At 61.6% G+C, this 21,536-nt stretch carries 19 protein-coding genes and 1 riboswitch; of the genes, 7 read left to right on the top strand and 12 right to left on the bottom strand.

Annotated elements, in window-relative coordinates; all coding sequences use genetic code 11:
• The first annotated feature begins 9 nt into the window (after nt 1-9).
• A complete protein-coding gene (locus tag FY528_RS03835; protein ID WP_149069666.1) occupies nt 10-2,427 on the top strand; it encodes a hypothetical protein in 2,418 nt (805 codons plus the stop codon).
• Between the two features lie 5 nt (nt 2,428-2,432).
• On the opposite strand, the gene fdhD is transcribed toward FY528_RS03835, so the two are convergent.
• On the bottom strand, nt 2,433-3,299 hold the full coding sequence (gene fdhD / locus FY528_RS03830; protein ID WP_149069665.1) for a formate dehydrogenase accessory sulfurtransferase FdhD: 867 nt from the start codon (nt 3,297-3,299) through the stop codon (nt 2,433-2,435).
• 209 nt (nt 3,300-3,508) lie between these two features.
• Between fdhD and moeB the strand changes: the two genes are divergently transcribed.
• The 3 genes from moeB to FY528_RS03815 all read left to right on the top strand — a co-directional run bounded on the left by moeB (nt 3,509) and on the right by FY528_RS03815 (nt 6,430).
• A complete protein-coding gene (gene moeB / locus FY528_RS03825) occupies nt 3,509-4,600 on the top strand; it encodes a molybdopterin-synthase adenylyltransferase MoeB (protein WP_149069664.1) in 1,092 nt (363 codons plus the stop codon).
• 247 nt (nt 4,601-4,847) lie between these two features.
• Nucleotides 4,848-6,011, top strand: coding sequence for a putative sulfate/molybdate transporter (locus FY528_RS03820; protein WP_149069663.1), 1,164 nt, complete (start codon nt 4,848-4,850; stop codon nt 6,009-6,011).
• Between the two features lie 35 nt (nt 6,012-6,046).
• The gene (locus FY528_RS03815) at nt 6,047-6,430 is read left to right on the top strand and encodes a nuclear transport factor 2 family protein (RefSeq protein WP_149069662.1); all 384 of its coding nucleotides are present in this window, start codon (nt 6,047-6,049) and stop codon (nt 6,428-6,430) included.
• Between the two features lie 55 nt (nt 6,431-6,485).
• On the opposite strand, the gene FY528_RS03810 is transcribed toward FY528_RS03815, so the two are convergent.
• Entirely contained in the window at nt 6,486-6,764 is a 279-nt protein-coding gene (locus FY528_RS03810; protein WP_149069661.1) for a DUF1294 domain-containing protein, read from the bottom strand.
• 172 nt (nt 6,765-6,936) lie between these two features.
• On the bottom strand, nt 6,937-7,947 hold the full coding sequence (moaA, locus tag FY528_RS03805) for a GTP 3',8-cyclase MoaA (protein WP_149069660.1): 1,011 nt from the start codon (nt 7,945-7,947) through the stop codon (nt 6,937-6,939).
• Nucleotides 7,948-8,038: 91 nt separating this feature from the next.
• On the opposite strand from moaA, the gene moaD reads away from it, so the two are divergent.
• Nucleotides 8,039-8,308: a molybdopterin converting factor subunit 1 gene (gene moaD / locus FY528_RS03800; RefSeq protein ID WP_232066457.1), complete on the top strand. Its 270-nt coding sequence runs from the start codon at nt 8,039-8,041 to the stop codon at nt 8,306-8,308.
• 159 nt (nt 8,309-8,467) lie between these two features.
• On the top strand, nt 8,468-8,887 hold the full coding sequence (locus tag FY528_RS03795; RefSeq protein ID WP_149069658.1) for a molybdenum cofactor biosynthesis protein MoaE: 420 nt from the start codon (nt 8,468-8,470) through the stop codon (nt 8,885-8,887).
• Nucleotides 8,888-8,901: 14 nt separating this feature from the next.
• On the opposite strand, the gene FY528_RS03790 is transcribed toward FY528_RS03795, so the two are convergent.
• The 3 genes from FY528_RS03790 to moaC form a co-directional block, all read right to left on the bottom strand.
• Nucleotides 8,902-11,148, bottom strand: a complete 2,247-nt coding sequence (locus FY528_RS03790) for a S41 family peptidase (RefSeq protein ID WP_187631991.1) — start codon at nt 11,146-11,148, stop codon at nt 8,902-8,904.
• Nucleotides 11,149-11,250: 102 nt separating this feature from the next.
• The gene (locus tag FY528_RS03785; RefSeq protein ID WP_149069656.1) at nt 11,251-12,429 is read right to left on the bottom strand and encodes an NTP transferase domain-containing protein; all 1,179 of its coding nucleotides are present in this window, start codon (nt 12,427-12,429) and stop codon (nt 11,251-11,253) included.
• Nucleotides 12,419-12,907, bottom strand: coding sequence for a cyclic pyranopterin monophosphate synthase MoaC (gene moaC, locus FY528_RS03780; RefSeq protein ID WP_149069655.1), 489 nt, complete (start codon nt 12,905-12,907; stop codon nt 12,419-12,421). The genes FY528_RS03785 and moaC overlap by 11 nt, the downstream gene beginning before the upstream one ends.
• Nucleotides 12,908-13,047: 140 nt before the next feature.
• Here moaC and FY528_RS03775 point away from each other — a divergent pair, with 140 nt between their 5' ends.
• On the top strand, nt 13,048-14,274 hold the full coding sequence (locus tag FY528_RS03775) for a molybdopterin molybdotransferase MoeA (protein WP_149069654.1): 1,227 nt from the start codon (nt 13,048-13,050) through the stop codon (nt 14,272-14,274).
• A gap of 68 nt (nt 14,275-14,342) precedes the next feature.
• Here FY528_RS03775 and FY528_RS03770 read toward each other — a convergent pair whose 3' ends face one another.
• From FY528_RS03770 to FY528_RS21480, 6 genes are all read right to left on the bottom strand, one after another.
• Nucleotides 14,343-14,873 (bottom strand): hypothetical protein, encoded by a 531-nt coding sequence (locus tag FY528_RS03770; protein ID WP_149069653.1) that lies wholly within the window; start codon nt 14,871-14,873, stop codon nt 14,343-14,345.
• A 42-nt stretch (nt 14,874-14,915) separates the two neighbouring features.
• Complete coding sequence (locus tag FY528_RS03765) at nt 14,916-15,491, bottom strand: energy transducer TonB (protein WP_149069652.1); 576 nt, start codon at nt 15,489-15,491, stop codon at nt 14,916-14,918.
• Between the two features lie 202 nt (nt 15,492-15,693).
• A complete protein-coding gene (locus tag FY528_RS03760; protein WP_222931784.1) occupies nt 15,694-16,173 on the bottom strand; it encodes a tetratricopeptide repeat protein in 480 nt (159 codons plus the stop codon).
• Nucleotides 16,174-16,280: 107 nt separating this feature from the next.
• Complete coding sequence (metF, locus tag FY528_RS03755; RefSeq protein ID WP_149069651.1) at nt 16,281-17,237, bottom strand: methylenetetrahydrofolate reductase [NAD(P)H]; 957 nt, start codon at nt 17,235-17,237, stop codon at nt 16,281-16,283.
• Nucleotides 17,238-17,324: 87 nt separating this feature from the next.
• Complete coding sequence (gene metH / locus FY528_RS03750) at nt 17,325-21,047, bottom strand: methionine synthase (RefSeq protein ID WP_149069650.1); 3,723 nt, start codon at nt 21,045-21,047, stop codon at nt 17,325-17,327.
• 72 nt (nt 21,048-21,119) lie between these two features.
• Nucleotides 21,120-21,232: riboswitch (SAM riboswitch) on the bottom strand.
• Between the two features lie 97 nt (nt 21,233-21,329).
• The gene (locus FY528_RS21480; protein ID WP_262383896.1) at nt 21,330-21,455 is read right to left on the bottom strand and encodes a hypothetical protein; all 126 of its coding nucleotides are present in this window, start codon (nt 21,453-21,455) and stop codon (nt 21,330-21,332) included.
• Nucleotides 21,456-21,536: the final 81 nt, after the last annotated feature.

The following is a 21,536-nucleotide window of genomic DNA, read 5'->3' as shown; positions in this document are numbered from 1 at the left end:
AACGCGTGTATGCTCTATCTACCCCCGCCGCTGCTTCGCCGTTTTTCGTTGGCTCGTCTGGCTTATGTCGTAACCGGGCTGGCGGGCTGGCTGCTTGTAGGCAACCCGGCGCCGGCGCTGGCCCAGGCCGATTCCCTGCAAACCATTGCCCGCCGTCTGACCAGCTACCAGCAACGGCTGCCCGCCGAAAAGCTGTTTCTGCACCTCGACCGCCCCAGCTACGTGAGCGGCGAAACCCTGTGGTTTAAGGTATACGCCGTGGCTGGCAGCTCGCATCAGCCCCTGCCCGCCAGCAAAATAGCGTACGTAGAAGTGCTGAGCTCAGGAAATAAAGCGGTGCTGCAAGCCCAAGTGGCCTTGAAACAAGCCACCGGCCGCGGCTCGTTTGTGCTGCCGGCTACGCTGCCCTCCGGCCGCTACACGGTGCGGGCGTACACCAGCTGGATGCAGAACTTCAGCCCGGAGCTTTACTTCCATACGACCATCACGGTGGTGAATACCAGCACCCCGGCCGGTGGTATCACCCCAACGCCCGCCGCTGCCTACGACGTGCAGTTTTTTCCCGAAGGCGGCTACCTGGTGGCGGGCATCAAGAGCACCTTGGGAGTTAAAATCACGAACAGCGCCGGCCAGGGCATAGCGGCCGAAGGCACGTTGCTGGATAAAAACGGCGTCAGTGTAGGCCGTTTCAGCACCCTGCGGTTTGGCCTTGGTCGCGTTGAGTTTACGCCTGCCCAGGCCGGCACGGCCTACAAGGCGGTGGTGCAGCTGCCAAACCGGCAAACCGCCACCTACGCGCTGCCCGCCGTGCAGGAGCAGGGCTCCGTGCTGCACCTTACCGAGGGCAGCGCGGAGCAGCTGCGGGTAACGGTGCGTAGTCGGGGTGCGGCCCTGGAAAATGAGCAGGTATTTCTGCTGGCTCATGCCGGGCAGAAGGTAGCCTTAGCCACTGCCGGCCAGCTGGTAGACGGACAGGCAGTTTTCGTGGTAAATAAATCCCAGCTGGCTGCGGGCGTTGCCCACCTCACGCTCTTCAACAGCCGACGGCAGCCCGTTTGTGAGCGGCTGTATTTCAGCCGCCCTCCCACGGGGCTAACTCTCACGGTCCAGACAGATAAGGCCCAGTACGCCCGCCGGGAGAAAGTGACGTTGCAGCTCCAGGCCGCCTCAGGGCCTGCCGCCAGCCTATCCGTGGCCGTGTACCAGCTCGACTCCTTAACGACCACGGCGAATCCGGATATTGCGGGCTATTTGTGGCTTACTTCTGAGCTGAAGGGCCCGGTAGAGCAGCCTGGGTATTACCTCAAGACCGCAAACCAGGAAGTAGCAGCGGCCGCCGATAATCTGATGCTCACGCAAGGCTGGAGCCGGTTTCGGTGGGACGATGTGCTGGCCGAAAAAGCGCCGCCGGTTGCCTTCCTGCCCGAGCTTAATGGACATGTGGTGCGGGGCCGCGTGGTAAACCGTAGCACGGGGGCGCCGGGCGCGGGGGTGGCCAGCTACCTTTCGGCGCCCAGCCGCCATATCCGGCTGGCTACGGCCGTAAGCAAAGCCGATGGAAGCGTGCAGTTTGAAATGGGCGAACTGTATGGGCGTAGGCAAGTGATAGCGCAAACCAACTCCCTGCGCGACAGCATGTACCGGGTAGAGCTGCAGCCGCCCTTCTCCGCGCGCTTCGCGGCGGGTGGGGCGGGCCAGCTCACGCTTTCGGAGAGCCTGGCCGCGAGCCTGCAGCGCCGCTACGTGCAGGCGCAGGTGCAGCAGCGCTACGCCGCCCGCCCCAGTTCCTATACCTTGCCTGCGGTAGACAGCACCGCGTTTTATGGCCGCCCCAGCGAGCAATACCGCCTCGACGACTACACCCGGTTTAAGGTGATGGAGGAAGTAATGCGGGAATACGTGCCCGGCGTGATGGTGCGCATTCGCAAAGACGGCTTTCACTTCCGGGTGCTGGACGACAACTCGCAGTCGGTGACGGAAAACCCGCTGGTGCTGCTCGACGGCATGCCCGTGTTCAATATCAACCGCATCATGGCTTTCGACCCGCTGAAGGTGCAAAAGCTGGACGTGGTTACTACCCGTTATTTCATTGGAGGACTTGTATACGATGGCGTTGTGAGCTACACCACCTACAAAGGCGACCTGGCGGGCTTCCCGCTCGATGCCCACGCCCTGTTGCAGGAGTACGAAGGCCTGCAAGGGCAGCGCGAGTTCTATGCCCCCCGCTACGATACGCCCCAGGCCCGCAAAAGCCGCCTGCCCGACTTCCGCAACCTGCTGTACTGGAATCCGGATGCCTCGGCGGCCCCCCTTACCTTTTACACCTCCGACCAAGTGGGCCGGTATCTGGTGGTTGTACAGGGCTTGGCGGAAAATGGCCAGGCCGGCAGCGCCACGTTCACCTTCGAGGTAAAACCGGCGCTGTAGGGCCGTTAGCTTTGCAGGCGCCAGGCGTGGGAGTACACGTTGTAGCGCCCCTGCCGCACAAAGCCGCACACCGTCAGGCCAAAGTTCTGGGCAGCGGTAACGGCCAGGGAGCTGGGGGCGCCCACAGCCGCCAGGATGGTAATGCCCGCCACGGCGGCTTTCTGCACCAACTCGAAGCTCACGCGCCCACTTACCAGCAGGATGTGCTGGTGCAGCGGCACCTCCCCCCGCAAGAAAGCAGCCCCAATTACCTTGTCCAGGGCGTTGTGACGGCCCACATCTTCGCGCAGCAAGAGCAGCTCGCCCTGCAAGGAAAAAAGCGCCGCCGCGTGCAGGCCCCCGGTTTGGTCGAACAGCTCCTGAGCAGCCCGAAGGCGGCCGGGCAGCTCGTGGAGCACGGCCGGCGCTACATAGGGGCCAGTAGCAGGCAGCGTGGGGCCGCAGGCAGCATGTACCGCCTCAATGCTGGTTTTGCCGCATACGCCGCAGCTGCTGCTGGTGTAGAAGTGGCGCTCCAGCCGGGGCAAATCGAGACCAAGTGTAGAAGCCAGCTCGGCCCGCACGACGTTTTCCCGCTCTTCTTCCTTCTCCACATCGGGGCAGTAGACGAGGCCCAGCAGATCAGGCCGGGCCTGCACCAGCCCCTCCGTAAACAGGAAGCCGGCGGTCAGCTCGAAATCGTGGCCCGGCGTGCGCATGGTAATAGCCAGCGTACGGTGCTCCCGCTGGGCGGCAGGGCCGTAGCCAATCCGGATTTCCAGGGGCTCTTCCGCCGCCAGAATATCAGAGGCCGTAGTCATGCCCGTACCCTGCACCTTTTGCACCGTAACGTGGTCGTAGCTGGTGGGAGGGAGAAGAACCGGAGCGGGCATAAGCAAAGCAACGAAGAAAAAGAAACTACCGGCTTTCGGGCCGTACTACTGACTTTAACTATCGTCGCTCCCAAAAGGATAAAAGAATTTTGCTGAGCTGACTTTGCGCCCCAGTAGACCGGGGCTGGAGGCCCGAAGTAACTTTGAGTAGGTTGCACTAGTTAGCAAGGCTGGGCCTGCTTTCTGGCTTTGTTGTTTTCCTGTTCCCTATGCTTTCGACCGAAGAACGCCAGCGCTACCGCCGTCACCTCCAGCTGCCCGAGATTGGAGAAGCCGGTCAGCTCACGCTTAAAAAATCCCGCGTGCTGGTAGTAGGAGCCGGCGGCCTGGGCTGCCCGGTGCTGCAGTACCTGGCCGCGGCCGGTGTGGGCACACTGGGCATCGTAGACGCCGATACCGTCGACATAAGCAACCTGCAGCGGCAGATTCTCTACGGCCCCGCCGACCTGGGCCGGCCCAAGGCCGAAACCGCGGCGCAAGCCGTACACCGCCTCAACCCCCTGGTGAAAACGGAGGTGCACGGCTGCCGGGCTACGCTGGGCAATGTGCGCGAGCTGGTGGGCCGCTACGACGTAGTAGTGGATGGCTCCGACAACTTCCCTACGCGCTACCTGCTCAACGATGCTTGCGTGAGCCTGGGCAAACCCCTGATTTCGGGCGCTATCTATAAGTTCGAAGGGCAGGTCTCGGTGTTCAATTACCAGGGCGGGCCCACGTACCGCTGCCTGTTTCCGCAGAGCCCTGCCGCCGCCGAAGCCCCCAATTGCGAGGCCACCGGCGTGCTGGGCGTGCTGCCCGGCCTGATAGGCACGGCCCAGGCCACGGAAACCCTGAAGGTATTGCTCGGCATGGGGGAGGTGCTCAGCGGGCGGCTGTGGCTGTTTGATGCGCTAACGTTTCAGACGCGCATTCTCAAGTTTGCGCGGCGGCCCGAGCAAGCCGCCATCAACCTCGACACCGCCAACCCCGACGACTACGCCGACCTCTGCACGGCGGGCGTCAACCAGATTTCGGTGGCCGAGCTGCGGCGGCAGCTGGAATCGGCCCACCCGCCATTCCTGCTCGATGTGCGCGAGCCGGAAGAGTACCTGGCCGGTCATCTGCCCGGGGCCACGCTGCTGCCGCTGGGTAGCTTGCACAAAGGCGCTGGCTCCGTACCACGTCAGCACCCGGTGGTGGTGTACTGCCGCTCCGGCCGGCGCAGCGAGCAGGCCATTACGCGGCTGCAAACTGAGTTTGGCTTTGCCAACCTGCTCAACCTGAACGGAGGTATCCTGGCCTGGCAGGAAGAAAATGTGTAGTGAAGGTGCTGATGTGGAGAATGGGCTAGGGCGTGGTTGGGCCGCTGTTCCACGTTATATATACGAAGCGTATACTGTGCCAAGCTTAGAATAACAGCACTTCTTCTGCCTCGTTCCGCAATGTGGTTGCGGAAAACTCAACAGCGGGGTCTCCCTTTGCTTGCGGCAACTGGCTTGATCAGGATATTTCCCACATTTCTCACATTAGCATAGCGCCGCCCATTTCCACATTAGCCCCCAAAGTCCCATGCCCCTTACTGCTTCGCCGGCTTCCCGTCCCCGTATTCGCTTCGACCGCAACGAGCTGGCGGGGGCCTTCGGCGACCTGGGGACTGACTTGCCCCTGCTCATCGGCGTTATTGCCGCCTCGGGTATGGATAGTGCGGGCGTGCTGGTCATGTTTGGGGTGATGCAGCTGTTTTCGGGGCTCTGGTACGGAATGCCCATGCCGGTGCAGCCCCTGAAAGCCTTTGCTGCTTTGGTTATTGCGCAGAAGATTCCCGGCCGCATCATCTTTGGCGGGGGGCTGGCCATTGGGGTAAGCATGCTGTTGCTCTCGGTTACGGGCCTGATAGATGCGCTGGCCCGGCTGGTACCCAAGCCCGTTATCCGGGGCATTCAGTTTGGGCTGGCTTTGCAGCTGGCTACCCTGGCCCTCAAAGAATACGTGCCTGCTGATGGGCTGGGCGGCTATGCCCTGGCGGCGGCGGGCTTCCTCATTACGGTGGTGCTGCTCGGCAACCGCCGCTGGCCCGCGGCCCTAATGGTCCTGGTCCTGGGCGTGGCGTATGGTCTGCTGTTCAAGCTCGATTTTGCTACGGCCCACCAAGCCCTGGGCCTGCGCCTGCCCGCCTGGCACGTGCCCCAGTGGCCCGACATCCTGACCGGGGCCGTGCTGCTGGCTTTGCCCCAGATTCCGTTGTCGCTCGGCAACTCGGTGCTGGCTACCCGGCAGGTGGTGCAGGACTATTTCCCCGAGCGGCCCCTCACCGTCCGCCAGATTAGCTTTACCTATGCCCTCATGAACCTGGTAAACCCGCTGCTGGGCGGCTTTCCGGTGTGCCACGGCTCAGGCGGTATGGTGGGGCACTACACGTTTGGGGGGCGCACGGGTGGGTCGGTCATCATCTATGGCCTGCTGTTCGTGGGGCTGGGCTTGTTTTTCAGCCAGGGTTTCCAGCAGCTTGTGCACATCTTCCCGCTGCCCATTCTCGGGGTACTGTTGCTCTTTGAGGCCCTCACGCTGGCTACCCTGCTGCGCGACATCAGTTCCCACCGCGCCGATTTACTGCTGGCGTTGCTGGTGGGCTTGCTGTGCAGCGGCCTTCCCTATGGCTATTTAGTTGGACTGGTGGTAGGTACGGGGCTGCACTACGCCATGCGGCGCGGCTGGGTGGGTTTGGGAAAATAAGTAGTAAGTAGCTTCATCCTGTTGCACCGTATCTTATGTCTACCCCCGAGCAAAACAAGCAAACGGCCATTGCCTTCTACGAGCTGATGTTCAACGACTGCCAGCCTGCCGAGGCTATCCGGCGCTACGTAGGCAACGAGTATATCCAGCACAACCCCCACGTGGCCAATGGCAAGCAGGGCTTTATCGACTACTTCGAGCGGATGCAGCGGGAGTACCCCGGCAAACACGTGACCATTAAGCGGGCTATAGCTGAGGCCGACCACGTGGTGCTACACTGCCACCAGCACTGGCCCCACGACCACGACTACGCCGGCATCGACATCTTCCGCTTCGACGACGAAGGCCGGATTGTAGAGCACTGGGACGTGCTGCAGGTGATACCTACTGAGGATAAAAGCAGCAATGGCATGTTCTGAGGCCTGCTTCTTCCGCCAGTACCCGCCGGATGGCCGGAAACCGCCGCGTGAGCTGCTAAACCGACGCCTGCAAGTAAGGCCACGCGAAGTAAAGCACCGCTCCTTGGAGCAGCGTCAGCACCAGCGTGACACTCCAGAAAGCGGCTTTGCGGTTTTTGTGATGCAGCAGGAAAATGGCCGCCCACGCACCGGGAGCCGCGCCCGGCAGCGTGGCGAGGTGCAGTGTTTTTTCAGGAATGCGCCGCTGGCCGCGCTGAGCCTTCCGTTTATCGAGGGCGAAAAGCACAAAGCACGACAGGTTGAGAAATAGCAGGCAGCTCAGAAGTACGGTCATGGTGCGGGGGCGTTCTGCCGGCAATGTGGCAGACGAAAAATGCAGCAGCGGGGCCGCAAGTTATAACGCTGGGTCCAAGCAAGCAGCTGAAAGGACTAAGGTAAATAGCCCTTGTCTCGATAGGCCGCTCGGACAGGAGGCTGGAGCCAACACCTGAAGGCAGGGGCTCCGCCTACCCCCCAATCGTGCTCATCGACTCGAAGCTGAGCTGGTGCGTAGGCCGCTGCTGCTCGGCCTCGAAGCCATTGGCGGCGCGGTTGCGGAAAGCCTGTTGTAGGGCCTCGGCTACTTGCTCATCAGAGGCTCCACCCCGCAGCAGCGCCCTGATGTCCAGCACGCCTTGGTCGTAGAGGCAGGTTTTAAGCCCACCCTCCGCCGTGAGACGAATCCGGTTGCAGGTGCCGCAGAACGTGCGCGAGTACGCCGCAATAATGCCCAAGCGGCCCTGGTGGCCGGCTACGGTGTAGTGGGAGGCCGTATCGCCGGGGCGGGTAAGCACGGGCGTCAGCTCGCCCAGGTTCAGGGCCAGGTGCTCCCGGATGCGCACGTGGTTCCAGGGCAGGGTAGCGGCGTGACTATGGCCGTTGAAGGGCATTTCCTCGATGAAGCGCACATCTACGGGCAGGTCGCGGGTCAGCTCGGCCAGAGGCAGTAAGTCTTGGGTGTTCTGCCCGTCCATCACCACGGCGTTAATTTTGACCCGGATGCCGGCCGCCAGCAGGGCATAGAAGGTATCGAGTACCCGGGGAAGCTCGTCGCGGCGCGTGATGCTGGCAAACCGGGCGCGGTCCAGGGTATCCAGGCTCAGGTTCACGGCCCGCACGCCCATGCTGGCCAGGGCCGGCACGTAGGGCGCGGTCAGCACGCCGTTGGTCGTCAGCGTCAGCTCCTCTATGCCGGGCAGCTGGCTCAGACGCTCCATAAACGGCACCAGGTCGCGGCGCACGAATGGCTCCCCGCCCGTCAGGCGCACTTTGCGCACGCCGAGGTGGGCCATGATGCCTACCAGCCGCTCCATTTCCTCGTAGGTGAGCAGCTCCTGCTTAGGCAGGTACTGAATACCTTCCTCGGGCATGCAGTAAAAGCAGCGCAGGTTGCACCGGTCCGTCACGGCCAGGCGCAGGTACTCCAGCGGGCGGCCGTGGTTATCGAATAAAACGGAAGGAGCGGGGAAGCTTGCCATGCAGAAAGTGAAGAGGTGCTGCCCGAATGGTTTGTCGGCCGCCGCAAAGAAAACGTAACGCGGACGTGGTTGTTTGGGTTTGCTCTACGTAATGTTGCGCAATTCTGCTGATATGTCCATGAACCTGAAAGTTGCTTTGTTTGGCATTGCCCGCGAAATCGTAGGGCAGCCGACGCTGGAAATGGTGGCGCCCGAAGGGCAGTCGGCCCAGGGCCTGCTCCAAGACCTGCACGCCCGCTACCCGGCCCTGGCCCGCCTCAGCTCCCTGGCCGTGGCCGTCAACAACGAGTACGCCGCCGATGATACCCCGCTGCGGGAGCACGACGAAATTGCTCTGATTCCGCCGGTAAGTGGCGGGTAAGTTCGGTTGCCAGTTGTCGGTTTCCAAGTAATACAGCCCGTCCTGCTGAGCGCAGCCGAAGCATCTCTACCGCTTCGTCCTCACGATTTGCGGTAGAGATGCTTCGGCTGCGCTCAGCAGGACGTTCTTTTCTCCTCACTTCCTCACCTTCTCAGCTCCTTGATTCACATTGACCTAACCGACCAGCCCATCGACGTACCGGCTGCCCTGCGCAGCGTGGAGGCCGATGGAGCCGGAGCCATTAACACGTTTATCGGCACGGTGCGCAACCAAAGCACCGGGCGGCCCGTGGTGCGCCTCGAGTATGAGGCCTACGACAGCATGGCCCTGCATCAGCTCCGCAAAGTGGCCGAGCAAGCCGCCGAGCGGTGGCCGATGCTGCAAAAAGTAGCCGTCGTGCATCGCAAAGGCACGCTGTATATCGGCGACGTGGCCGTGGTAGTGGCCGTATCCACGCCGCACCGGGCAGAGAGCTTCGCCGCCTGCCAGTACATCATCGATACCCTAAAGCAGGTGGTAACCATCTGGAAAAAAGAATTCTACGAAGATGGGGACGTGTGGGTAGCCGCCCACCCGTAGCTACCGGTACGGGCTTATGGGATAGAAGCTTTCGTAATGAGCTCCACGGCGCGCTCCAGCACCTCGTCCCGCCCTTCCCGGATACCCTTTAGCGTAGGCTTCACTTCCAGATCAGGAACGATGCCTACCCGCTGGGTTTCGCGCCCATCGGGGTAATACACGCCCAGGCCAGAAATACGGGTATTGACGTTTCCCGGCAGCACAATAGCCGATACATTCCCATCGGCCCCGGCCGTGGTACTGCCCACCACCGTAACACCTGGCACCGCCTGCAGGGCCATAGCCGTGTATTCCGACTGACTTTGGGAAAGCTCATTGACCAGCACCACCACTTTGCCGGCGTAGGCTGGCCCACGGCCGGGAACCACCTGGAGCGGAGCCGCCAGCTTGAAGACACCAGGGTACGTGAATTGCGGCTCGCTGAAGCGAACAAAGTCAGCGGGCTGCGCCAGCAGATACTTAGTCAGCGCAAACACCACAAAATCCGAAGGGTAGTTGCGGATGTCGATGATGAGGCCTTTAGTCGCCTGTGCATCCTGCATAATGGCGGGCAACTCTTTGTTTCGAATCGTACCCAGAGTAAGGTGCCCGATGTTGCCCGGGAGTTTGTGCCAGGCCGGAGCTTTGGGGTCGGGGGTGCCGTTGTTGAGCGCGAGGTTCAATTGGCCGGCGGGGTAGCGGGTAATGGTGAAGGGCAACTCCCGCCCAGCGCGCTGCACCACCAGCTGCAACTGCGGCGTACGGCCCCGCAGCAGTTCGCGGGCAATGTTGCGCAGGCGGGTTACTTCGTTGGACGCGGGCGTGAGCGGCCGCCGCTGGGCTATCAGCTCGGCTACCGGGCGCCCGTCTACCGACACCACCACGTCGCCTTTCAGCAACCCGGTTGCTGGCCCCAGGCTTGGGTCGTAGTACTCGGTCACCACGGCTTGTCCTTCCACAAACCGGATCTGTACCGGCGCAAAGTAACTTCCCCAGTACGCCGACAACACCGGGTCGTTGGGGAGAATGTAGGCGTGGGTATCGTTGATGCGGGTAACAAGGCTCAGTACAGCCAGGCGGTACTGCTCGGCCGTGCGGGCGGCTACAAACCGGGGCAGGAATTCGGGTAGGACCCGCTGCCAGTCTTCCTCAATAGCGTAGCGGTAAGGAAAGAAGTAGGCAATCATATTCCAGTAGCGGTACAAGGCCAGGAGGCGCAGCCCATCATCCGGCAGGTTGCCGGGCACTTGCGCGTATGCATTTTCGTGCTGAAACAAGGGGTTTCCGGCGTAGGGTGCGGCCGCCACATAGTAGTGCGGCCCCTGGTTACGGTGGGCGCGCAGGTAAGTCAGCTGCTGGCTTAGAGCCGGGGTCACCTGCCGCTTGTCGGTTAGCCAGGCCAGGTCTGGTTGCAGCCGGGTGCTATCGGCGGCCGGCTCCTGGCACGCAGCACAAGCCGGTATAGGGCCCAGGCTGGTAAGCCAGGCGCTCAGGAGCTGGCTGCGCGCCTTAAGAGAGGCGCTGGCCAATACCTGAGGCAATAGGCGCAGCAAGCAAGCATCCAGATTATGCTCGCCAGCGGCCACGGCCGGGTGGTAGTATTTGGCAAAGCCCCAAACCCGGCCTAGCACCGCCAAGTTCTCTACTTGTTGTTTACTGAGCTTGCCCAGAGAGATGCCCGAAGCGCGACTGAAGCTGGTATCCTGCTCGGCCTTATAATGCTTGACTGGTCGTAAAGCGGCCTGCGCGAGGGGCTTGTCATCCACCGTCACCTCCAATTGGTCTACCCACATCGTGCCCGTGGCCGGCAGCGTACCACCTAGCAGAATTTCCTGTACTTCGGGAGCCAAAGGCAGGGAAATAGTATACCGCTTCCAGTCGGTGGTGCCCTGCACGTTCTGCAGGTGCATGTTGTCGAAGGCCACCGCTTTTCCCTGGCCGTCGTTCAGGCGCAGCCAGATACCCGCCGTGCCGTTCAGCACATTCCTGGTTTTCAGGTAACCGTGCAGCTGCACCGTTTTGCCCTGAAAGTAAACCGGCAGCTGCACGGTGGCCACCCCGTACGTACCTTCCTGCCGAGGCGTAGCTACCGACTGAATCCGGAGCGAATACCGACCCTGGTATTTCACCACAGAATCGACCGTGACCTGGTAGCCATTGTCGGCCGGGGCCCGCCAGCCACTGGGCTGGTGCGTTTTATTATTTAGCTGCTCGAAATCGAGCCCTGGGGCGGGCACTGCTTGCTGGGCTTGGGCAGTTAGGCTTGTAACCAGTAAGGGCACAAGCCAGAAATAGCATAGTTTCATATAGCTACCAGAGTCGGGATTCTGCCCGGAAGTAGCAGCCACAAGGAAACCTCGGCAGATTTATTTCCCCCAAAGGCCTTATTCCAGCTCCCGGCGTACCTGCGCCGCCTCCTCGGGCGTGTTCACGTTGCGCAGCTCCAGTGGAGCGGGCGGGGACAACAGCGCAATATCAGAGTTGATAAGGGTTTTGCGCGGGCAGCTATAGCCTAGGCCCAGAAAGCGTAGCAAGGTGGCATAGCTGCGCGGCTCCCAGATGGTGATAAGCGGCTCGGGCCACTCATTTTCGGGGCTCTGGAAGGCCGTAGCCAGCTTTCCGGCGTGCCGGTGCGCCACCAGGTGCTCCAGCGTCGCCGCCGAGAGCAGCGGCAGGTCGCAGGCTACCACTAGCCAGGCGGCATTGGGGTCCTGGCGAAAGGCCGAAAGCAAGCCGCTCAGTGGGCCGAGGTCGGCAAAGGTGTCGGGCAGAGGGCGCAGCCCGGCGTACTCCAGCTCCACTACCTGGTCGGGGCGGCAGGACACGTGCACATCTTGGCAGAAAGGGGCCAGCAGCTCGGCGGCGTAGGCGCGTTGCTCCTGACCGTGGTAGGCGAGCTTGCTTTTGTCCTGGCCCATGCGCTGACTGCGGCCCCCGGCCAGCACCAGGCCGCGCAGGGGCGGAGCCGCCGCGCGCCACTCCTGCAAAATCAGCTCGGCAATAGCAGCCGTATCCTGCAAGAAAAATATGGGTACGTCGGCTGCCCCGAGGTGGGCCCGGAGGTAGGCGGGTACCTCCGTTACGCCTTCCGGCAGCAGGAGTGCCCGCACGTCGGTTAGGCGGTCCAGCTTTTTTTCCAGGGGCTTGGCCGGGTCGAGGATAACCAGTTGCTGGCGGGCCCGGAAATGGTTGCCGTTCACGAGCACCATACCCTGGTGCTGCAGCCATTCCTGCTGGCTGAACTTATCCAAGCCGCGCTTTACGTCTAAGCGGGTGAAGGTGATTTTGTCGGTTAGCTCGGCCGCCGCTCCGGCTTGCAGAATGGCATCCTGGCCGCCACTGCCGCCCTGGGCTGCGTCGTCGCCGGCGGCGTGGTCGGCATCTACGTAGGCAACCCGCAATGTGGGTTCCAGCAAGGGCAGCAGCCGGGCGGCCAGCTCTTTTATCCTGCCGCAGGGCGCCCCCAGAATAGCCAGCTCGTGGCGGCCAAACTCGCCTGAGTGAGGCCGGGCCAGCTGGGCGTGCTTGCTGCGCGGAGGAAGAGCGTCGGAGTTATTCGGCATGATGAAAGTCCTGTTTGCCGCCGGTTTTGCTGATCAGCCGGGTTTCCTGAATAACAATGTCGTGCGACAACGCCTTACACATGTCATAAATGGTGAGGGCCGCCACCGAAGCCCCAGTCAGGGCTTCCATTTCCACCCCGGTTTTGCCCGTGACGGTGGCCGTGCACTCAATCCGTACGGCATCGGGGCCATCTACTTCTATGGTCACCTGGCAGTTGTCGAGGCCCAGCGGGTGGCAGAGTGGAATCAGCTCGGCGGTGCGCTTGGCGCCCATTACACCAGCCAGAATGGCCGTCTGAAATACCGGCCCTTTGCGGGTGGGCAGGTCGCCTTCGCGCACCAGAGCCACAATATCGGCGCCCAGCACTACGCGGCTGCGGGCCCGGGCCACGCGGCGAGAGGGTTGTTTGTCCCCTACATCAACCATAGCCGGCTGGCCGGCTGCGTTGAGGTGGGTAAGTTTAGGAGCTTCGGGCATAAGCAGGAAACGGTCGTAAGCTTTAGCTTGCGGGCTTGGTAAGCAAAATGGAGGCGGGTGCGGGGAGGAGTGTTCCTTCAACCAGCCCGGATACGAATGGTTAACGGAGCCGGCTAAGGTAGGCGTTACATCTTTTCTCTATGATTTCAGTTGAAGAAGCCACGCGTTTGGTTCAGTCCACCATTCACCTGCTGCCAACGGAGCGGGTTGAGCTAGCCCAGGCAGCGGGCCGCATCCTGCGCGAAGACCTGTACGCCGACCGCGACTTTCCGCCCTTCAACCGGGTAGCCATGGACGGCATAGCCCTGCGGTTTGCGGCGTTGGCGGCCGGGCAGCGGGAGTTTCGCATTGCCGACGTTCAGTTTGCTGGTCAGCCACCGGCTGAAGTGGCTGACCCTGGCGCGGCCCTGGAAATCATGACCGGTGCCATGCTGCCCGCAAGCCTCGACACCGTGATTCGCTACGAGGATGTAACCTTCCGCACCAATGAAGCCGGGCAGCGCTGGGCTACGGTGCAAGTGGCCGCCCCCAAACCCGGGCACAACATCCACGCGCAGGCCGCCGACCGTGCGCAGGGTGACCTGCTGCTGCCCATCGGCACACCGCTAGAACCCGCTGAGCTGGCCGTAGCCGCCACCGTGGGGGCCGCTACCGTGCTGGTATCGCGCCCGCCCCGGGTAGCCGTGGTAAGCACCGGCAACGAGCTGGTGCCCATTGGTGCCCAGCCCGCCCCGCACCAGATTCGTCGTTCCAATGCCCTCATGCTGCAAGCGGCGGCCGCAGCGGCCGGAGCGGTGGTAGCAGCCTTTCACTTCGATGACGACCCCACCGCCCTGCGCCTGGGCCTGCCCGCCCTGCTCACCGGGTACGACGCCGTAGTGCTGAGTGGGGGCGTATCCATGGGGAAGGCCGATTTTCTGCCGCAGGTGTTAGAAGAAGTGGGGGTGCAGCGGCTTTTCCATGAGGTGCGCCAGCGGCCCGGCAAGCCGTTCTGGTTTGGGCAACTAGCGGGAGGCGCGGTAGTCTTCGCGCTGCCGGGCAACCCCGTTTCTACTTTCGTAAATTTCTTCCGCTACGTGAAGCCTTGGCTGCGGGCCATCCAGCAGCCAGCTACTACGCACCCGCCGCAGGCGCCGCCAGTAGCCGTACTGGCCGAAGATGTGGAATTCAGGCCCGCTATTACCCACTTCCTGCTGGTGGAGCTGCGCCCCAACGCCCAGGGCAGCCTTCAGGCCTTCCCCGTACGGGCCGGGGGCTCCGGCGACCTGAGCAGCCTGCTGGCAGCCAATGCTTTTCTGGAGCTGGCGGCCGAAACCTCGTTTTTTCCGGCCGGCAGCCCACTGCCCGTCTGGCGGTTTCGGGAATAAACGAGGCGCGGCCGCCGACGCCGGGCGTGGTGCCCGGGCCGGCGGCCGCGCCTTAGAGGTGAGGTATACTACTTGGAAACGGCGTCGCCCAGGTCCTTCACGTCGCGGCTGGCTTCCATTGTTACAAACTCGGCCTGCAGGGCGCGGATGCGCAGCTCACTGCGGGCGGGCAAATCCAGCCGGATGGCCTTGAGCCGCTCGTTCATGCGCTTGTAGATGGCGCTGGCGTAGTCCCAGTCGCGCTGGGACCAGCTGCGGCGCAGGGTGCGCGTCTGGCGGAGCAGCTGCGTATACGCCGGCTCAACGGTGGTGACGGTGAGCTGGTCGATATCGGCGTAGGTGCCCAGCAGCTGCCGGGTGAAGGCCTGCGTAGCGGTATTGTCCAGGGGCTGGCGGCTACGGACCCGCGAAATTGAGTCAAAACGAGCGGCCCGCCGGCCCGCCACGCGCAGTTTGGCGGCGGCGGTGCTGGCCAGGGTGTCGAGCTTGCGGGCTTCGTTCTTCACGGCTTCCTGTCGCTCACGGGGGGTAGAGTCGCAGGAGGAGAGAAGCAGGGCCGCGCAAAAAAGCGGAGCTGCGTAGGATAAGAGCCTTTTCATGCCCCTAACATACGCAGCTCCGCGCTATTTGATCGGGTAAGTCTACTGGGTTTGCAGGCGGAAGGTAAAGGGCATTTCGTACACGACGGGTACGGCCTTAGAGCCGCGCCGGGCCGGAATCCACTGCTGGGGAATGTTTTTGGCCACGCGCAGGGCTTCCTCGTTGCAGCCCCCGCCAATGCCCAGCAGTACCTGGTGGTCGGAGGTGCGGCCCAGCGTATCAATCACGAACGTAATAATCACTTTGCCCTGAATTTTCTTGCTTTGGGCTTCGGCAGGATAGTTCAGCTTGTTCACAAACGAGCCGAGCATGGCGTCACCGCCCAGAAACAGGGGGGGCTGATCTACGCGCCCGCTAGTCCAATTTTCGCCTTCCTTGATGCGGTAGATCCGGTCTTCGATGGGGCGGTAAAAAAGCAGCTGATTTTTGGAGTGGTCGTATTTCTGGGCCAGTACCTGCGTTCCGTCCCTGGTGTAGGCATAGTACTCCCACACGCCTACTTTATTTCCTTTTTCCAGCGTGCCGCTTTCGTATTCGGTCTTGCGGGTGCGCTGGGCCGTTGCCGCTGATGCACTAAGTAAAAGCAGTAAAAATGTGCATAGTAGAGTTTGTTTCATGGTAATTGTGCAAGCTAGGTGGGAAAGTTTTTTGGGGATCAGTGCAATTAATTAGCGGCTGTATTCCCACCCATTTACAGGCAACAAGTATTGTCCCCGTAGCCGTGCGCCGGCTATTGAAACACCATGCGGTAGAGGGTGGGACTCATACCTTCCGGGAAATTTACAAAACTTCTGCTTTACTACGAAACCTCCGGGGTTGCTAATTTTCAAGCTCATCTGCTTTGTCGCGCAAATCATAGATCTGCGCCTGCAGTCCCGGCCAGTACGGGCAGAGCTTTCCTACGCGCTCCAGGGCGGCAATAGCCCCGGCCCAGTGTTCCAGCATAAGCAATATCTGTGCCCTTCCCATGAGGGCTCCGAAGTGCCGGGGCTCTAGGTCCAGGGTAGTGGCAATATCGTTCAGGGCGGCCCGGTATTCGCCGCGTAGATAGTAAGCCGTGGCCCGCTTGTTCCAGCCTTCAGCATAGGAGGGGGCCAGGGTAGTCAGCGCCGTAAACTCCCGGATGGCCTCACTGTAGTCATCAGCCGCCAGGGCCCGCATTCCGGCCTCCAGGTGCTTGTCCAGCACGGGGTGCCCGGTGTGCAGCCAAAGCTGCCAGATGCCCTCCTGCAAAGCCTCTATTTCCGTGGGGGTGGTAGCCAGACGGAGGTGGTCAAATAATTCGTCGAGGGCGTCCAAAGTAGTGCGAGGATAAGGTAAGGATGCTGGCGACTGGGCGGGGTAGCGTTCTGGTTGCGCCCCGGGCACGAGTGCATGAGCAAACGCCCGCAGTCACCAGCTTCCTGCTAAAATAGTGCCGCTGCTACCCGCCGGATGCTTTCCGACTTGCCCATGCTGTAGTAGTGCAGCACCGGCACGCCGTGGGCCATCAGCTCCCGGCTTTGGTTGATGCACCACTCAATCCCGATTTCGCGGGCCGCGGCGTTGTCGGGGGCCAGGTGCACGGCATCGGTCAGGTCTTCCGGGATATTGAGATAAAAGGCCCGGGGGAGCATCGTAAGTTGGCTTTTGGTGGTGAGGGGCTTGAGCCCGGGAATGATGGGTACGGTAATACCGGCGTCGCGGCAGCGCTTCTCGAAGTTAAAGAATTGCTCGTTGTCGAAAAACATCTGCGTCACAATGTACTCGGCGCCGCGGTCTACCTTGTGCTTGAGGTAGCGCAAATCCGCCCCGTAGTTCGGCGCCTCGAAGTGCTTCTCGGGGTAGCCCGCCGTGCCAATGCAGAAGTTGGTGGCCCACACATCGTCCTGTTCCTCATCCAGGTACGCACCCTTGTTCAGGTCAGCTACCTGGCCGATCAGGTCGCAAGCGTAGGCGTGGCCGTCGGGCTCTGGCTTGAAGTGACCCTCTGATTTAATGGGGTCCCCCCGCAAAGCCAGCACGTTGTCGATACCCAGGAAGTGCAGATCGATAAGCGCGTTTTCCGTTTCCTCCTTCGAAAAGCCCCCGCAGATGAGGTGCGGCACGGTGTCCACGTCAAACCGGTTTTTGATGGCCGCGCAGATGCCTACCGTGCCGGGCCGCTTACGCACCGTTTTCTTCTCCAGCAGGCCGTTGGGGTGCTGGCGGTACACGTATTCCTCACGGTGGTAGGTCACGTCGATAAACGGCGGCTTAAACTCCATCAAAGGCTCGATGTTGGAGAATAGGTTCTGGATGTTCTCGCCCTTTTTGGGGGGCAGCACCTCAAAGGAAAACAGCGTTTTGCCGTCGGCGCGGGTCAGGTGTTCGGTTACTTTCATTTTTCAGCTATTAGCTCTCAGCTGCTGGCTGTTAGCTATTTGCAAGGATAAGTGGGCAATAATTGGAGGAAAGCCAACAGCCAGTAGCTACAAGCCAACAGCTACCGAAGCGGGGTCGTAGTTCAGGTTGGGCATCAGCCAGCGCTCTAGCTCCGGCAGCGGCATGTGTTTGCGCTGGGCTATGTCCTCTACCTGGTCCTTGCCGATGCGGCCGAGGCCAAAATAGCGCGAGTCGGGGTGGGCATAGTAGAGGCCACTCACTGAGGAGGCCGGGTACATAGCCAGATTCTCGGTGAGGCGGATGCCCGTCTGGTTTTCGGCGTCGAGCAGGTTGAAGAGCGTGATTTTCTCGGTGTGGTCGGGGCAGCCGGGGTAGCCGGGCGCGGGCCGCACGCCGCGGTACTTCTCCTGAATCAGGTCTTCGTTGGAGAGGTTTTCGGCCGGGTCGTAGCCCCAGAACTCTTCCCGCACGCGCTGGTGCAGGCGCTCAGCAAAGGCTTCGGCCAGGCGGTCGGCCAGGGCCTTCATCAGGATGCTGGAGTAGTCGTCGTGTTCGGCCTCGAACCGCTCCAGGTGCTTCTCAATGCCGATACCAGCCGTGACGGCAAAGCCGCCAATATAGTCCTGGCGGCCGGTTTCGAGCGGGGCCACAAAGTCGGAGAAGGCGAGGTTGGGTACCCCGGCCGCCTTTTCGCTTTGCTGGCGCAGGGTGAAAAACTCCGTGGCTACTTCCTGGCGGGTGTCATCCGTGAATACCTGCACCGTGTCGTAGCCCACTGTGTTGGCGGGCCAGAAGCCCACCACGGCGCGGGCCGTGAGCAGCTTCTCATCGATGATCTGGCGCAGCATTTTCTGGGCGTCGTTGAAAAGCTGGGTGGCGGCCTCGCCCACATTCGGGTCTTCCAGAATGCGCGGGTAACGGCCTTTCAACTCCCAGGTCTGGAAGAAGGGCGTCCAGTCGATATACTCCGCTAGCTCCGCCAAATCATAATCCTCCAGCGCCTTGGTGCCCAGGAAGGTCGGCTTCACGATGGGCGTGGTTTCCCAGTTGGCCTTGAAACCGTTTTCGCGGGCCGCTTCGATGGTGAGGTAGTTTTTTTCGCGCTGGCGGCCGGCGTAGTCCTCGCGGAGCTGGCGGTATTCCTCGCGCACGGTGCGGGCATACTCGGCATCAGCTGTGCCGAGTAGTGCCGCCGCAACACCTACCGAGCGGGAAGCATCGTTGACGTGCACGATAGGGCCGCTGTAGTTGGGCGCAATCTTCACGGCGGCGTGCAGGCGGGAGGTAGTAGCGCCCCCAATAAGCAGCGGGGTTTTGAGGCCGCGCTTTTCCATTTCCTGGGCCACGTACACCATCTCGTCCAGGCTCGGTGTAATCAGGCCGCTTAGGCCAATGACGTCTACCTGCTGCTTCTGGGCTTCATCCAGAATCCGCTCCAGCGGCACCATCACGCCCAGATCCACAATGTCGAAGTTGTTGCAGGCCAGCACCACGCCCACGATGTTCTTGCCGATGTCGTGCACGTCGCCTTTCACGGTAGCCAGCAGGATCTTACCGGCCGTTTGCCGGTCGCCGCTTTGCTTGTCGGCCAGTAGGTAGGGCTCCAAGTAAGCCACGGCTTTCTTCATCACCCGCGCCGACTTCACTACCTGGGGCAGGAACATTTTGCCGGCCCCGAACAGGTCGCCGACTACGTTCATGCCGGCCATCAGCGGGCCTTCAATTACTTCCAGCGGGCGGCCTACCTGCTGGCGCACTTCCTCGGTGTCCTGGTCGATAAACTCGGTAATGCCTTTGACCAATGCGTGCTGCAGCCGCTCCTTCACTGGCAGGCTGCGCCAGGCGTCGGCCACCACTTCTACCTTGTCTTTCTGCTTTACCGTGTCGGCAAAGTCCACGAGGCGCTCCGTGGCATCGGGGCGGCGGTTGAGCAGCACGTCTTCCACCAGCTCCAGCAAGTCTTTGGGCACTTCGTCGTACACGGCCAGCTGGCTGGGGTTCACGATGCCCATGTCGAGGCCGGCCCGGATAGCGTGGTAGAGGAAGGCCGAGTGCATGGCCTCGCGCACCACGTCGTTACCGCGAAACGAGAAGCTGATGTTGCTCACGCCCCCGCTGGTGAGGGCCCCGGGCAGGTTCTGCTTGATCCAGCGGACGGCCTCGATGAAGTCCAGCGCGTAGTTGCGGTGTTCCTCCATGCCGGTGCCTACCGTCAGAATGTTGGGGTCGAAGATGATGTCCTCGGCCGGGAAACCGACTTCGTTTACCAGAATGTCGTAGCTGCGCTGGCAGATTTCGATACGCTTCTCGTAGTTGTCGGCCTGGCCGTTCTCGTCGAAGGCCATGACCACTACGGCCGCCCCATACTGACGCACCGTGCGGGCCCGCTGCCGGAATACGTCCTCGCCTTCTTTCAGAGAAATGGAGTTGACGATGCTCTTGCCCTGCACGCACTTGAGGCCGGCTTCCAGCACGCTCCACTTCGAGGAGTCAATCATGACGGGTACCCGCGAAATGTCGGGCTCCGAGGCAATCAAATTCAGGAACGTGGTCATGGCCTGCTCCGAGTCGAGCATGCCTTCGTCCATGTTCACATCAATCACCTGGGCGCCGCCTTCCACCTGGTCGCGGGCTACCTGCAGGGCTGCCTCGTAGTTGCCGGTGCGGATAAGGCGGGCGAAGGCGCGGGAGCCAGTTACGTTGCACCGCTCGCCCACGTTCACAAATAAACTGTCGGGGTACACACCAAACGGCTCCAGCCCGCTCAGGCGAGTGGCTTTGGGCAGCTCGGGCAGCTGGCGCGGCTCGTATTTTTCGGCCAGCCGGGCCAGCTCGGCAATGTGCTGGGGCGTAGTGCCGCAACAGCCCCCTACCACTGTCACCAGCCCGTCGGAAAGGTAGCCTTCCACCACGCCCGCAAATTCCTGGGCCGACTCATCGTAGCCACCGAAAGCATTGGGCAGACCAGCGTTGGGGTAGGCCGAAATGTGTACGTCGGCAATGCGGCTCAGCTCCTTGATATACACCTTGAGCTGGTCGGCGCCGAGGGCACAGTTCAGCCCCACGCTCAGCAGGGGCAGGTGGCGGATGGAGTTCCAGAAGGCTTCTACAGTCTGCCCACTCAGGGTGCGGCCCGAGGCGTCGGTAATGGTACCCGAAATCATGACGGGCACCACTTTGCCGCCTTCGTCGAAGAACTTCTGCACCGCGTACAGGGCAGCTTTGGCATTCAGCGTGTCGAAGATGGTTTCGATGAGTAAGGCATCGGAGCCGCCGTCTACGAGGCCGCGCACTTGCTCCAGGTAGGCGGTGGCCAATTCGTCGAAGGTTACCGCTCGAAAGCCGGGGCGGTTCACGTCGGGGGAGAGGGAGGCCGTACGGTTGGTGGGCCCAATAGCGCCGGCCACGAAGCGCGGCTTTTCTGGCGTCAGGGCCGTAAACGCATCGGCCAATTCCCGCGCCAGCCGCGCCGACTCGTAGTTCAGCTCATATACAATGTGCTCCAGGCCGTAGTCGGCCTGGGCAATGGTGGTGCCGGAGAAGGTGTTGGTTTCCACCATGTCGGCCCCGGCAGCGAAGTACTCGTCGTGAATGCCGCGGATAATATCGGGGCGGGTAAGGCTGAGCAGGTCGTTGTTGCCGCGTAGCGGATGCGGATGGTCAGCAAAGCGCGTACCCCGGAAGTCTTCCTCCGTGAGCGTGTGGCGCTGAATCATGGTGCCCATGGCCCCGTCCAGAATCAGCACGCGCTGGCGCAGGATATCGTGGAGGGGAGACGTAGTGGCGGGGGAAGGGAGAACGGTCGGCATATCGGCTCTTCAAGAAAATCAGCAGCAAAAAAGTGCCTATCCAGAAAGAGCCGGGCGCGGATGCCGGTTCTGTACTTATCTTCTTCCAGCCCGCAGCGCGGCCTGAAACGGGAGTTAGCACCTTGTGTGAAGTCAGGTTGCTAAGACGTCGTCGGGCCCAGTCCCTCGGTCTTTCTGGATAAGTAACAGAGGCGAAGATACGGCGGAACCCGCTAAAAACAACAACCCCGGCTTTTCGATTGGGCCGGGGTTGGTGCTGCTAGTAAAAGGTTTGCGGGAGTCTTACGTTTTCTTGATGCAGTTCGGGACGGTTTTTCCATCCTTCTGCTTGGTGCCGGCTTGCTCGTAGCCTTTCCAGCACGGATCTTCTTTTTTGGCCGTAGCAGCGGAGGTTTTCTTCGTGGGCATAATAGCAGGGCGCGTGGCTATAGGATTCGCACGCACAATTTTCGTTTACGACCAGGCAACGGAGTAGGTTTATATTCCGGT

It is taken from the genome of Hymenobacter lutimineralis (assembly GCF_008271285.1).
GTDB classification, from domain to species: Bacteria; Bacteroidota; Bacteroidia; order Cytophagales; family Hymenobacteraceae; genus Hymenobacter; species Hymenobacter lutimineralis.
Note: the sequence above shows the minus strand (reverse complement) of the source record. Positions and strands in the feature narration are given on the sequence as shown.

Excerpts from the sequence above, each read along its gene's own strand:
- FY528_RS03835 (WP_149069666.1), top strand. The coding sequence starts at position 10 with ATGCTCTATCTACCCCCGCCGCTGCTTCGCCGTTTTTCGTTGGCTCGT.
- fdhD (WP_149069665.1), bottom strand. The coding sequence starts at position 3,299 with ATGCCCGCTCCGGTTCTTCTCCCTCCCACCAGCTACGACCACGTTACG.
- moeB (WP_149069664.1), top strand. The coding sequence starts at position 3,509 with ATGCTTTCGACCGAAGAACGCCAGCGCTACCGCCGTCACCTCCAGCTG.
- FY528_RS03820 (WP_149069663.1), top strand. The coding sequence starts at position 4,848 with ATGCCCCTTACTGCTTCGCCGGCTTCCCGTCCCCGTATTCGCTTCGAC.
- FY528_RS03815 (WP_149069662.1), top strand. The coding sequence starts at position 6,047 with ATGTCTACCCCCGAGCAAAACAAGCAAACGGCCATTGCCTTCTACGAG.
- FY528_RS03810 (WP_149069661.1), bottom strand. The coding sequence starts at position 6,764 with ATGACCGTACTTCTGAGCTGCCTGCTATTTCTCAACCTGTCGTGCTTT.
- moaA (WP_149069660.1), bottom strand. The coding sequence starts at position 7,947 with ATGGCAAGCTTCCCCGCTCCTTCCGTTTTATTCGATAACCACGGCCGC.
- moaD (WP_232066457.1), top strand. The coding sequence starts at position 8,039 with ATGTTGCGCAATTCTGCTGATATGTCCATGAACCTGAAAGTTGCTTTG.
- FY528_RS03785 (WP_149069656.1), bottom strand. The coding sequence starts at position 12,429 with ATGCCGAATAACTCCGACGCTCTTCCTCCGCGCAGCAAGCACGCCCAG.
- moaC (WP_149069655.1), bottom strand. The coding sequence starts at position 12,907 with ATGCCCGAAGCTCCTAAACTTACCCACCTCAACGCAGCCGGCCAGCCG.
- FY528_RS03775 (WP_149069654.1), top strand. The coding sequence starts at position 13,048 with ATGATTTCAGTTGAAGAAGCCACGCGTTTGGTTCAGTCCACCATTCAC.
- FY528_RS03770 (WP_149069653.1), bottom strand. The coding sequence starts at position 14,873 with ATGAAAAGGCTCTTATCCTACGCAGCTCCGCTTTTTTGCGCGGCCCTG.
- FY528_RS03765 (WP_149069652.1), bottom strand. The coding sequence starts at position 15,491 with ATGAAACAAACTCTACTATGCACATTTTTACTGCTTTTACTTAGTGCA.
- metF (WP_149069651.1), bottom strand. The coding sequence starts at position 17,237 with ATGAAAGTAACCGAACACCTGACCCGCGCCGACGGCAAAACGCTGTTT.
- metH (WP_149069650.1), bottom strand. The coding sequence starts at position 21,047 with ATGCCGACCGTTCTCCCTTCCCCCGCCACTACGTCTCCCCTCCACGAT.
- FY528_RS21480 (WP_262383896.1), bottom strand. The coding sequence starts at position 21,455 with ATGCCCACGAAGAAAACCTCCGCTGCTACGGCCAAAAAAGAAGATCCG.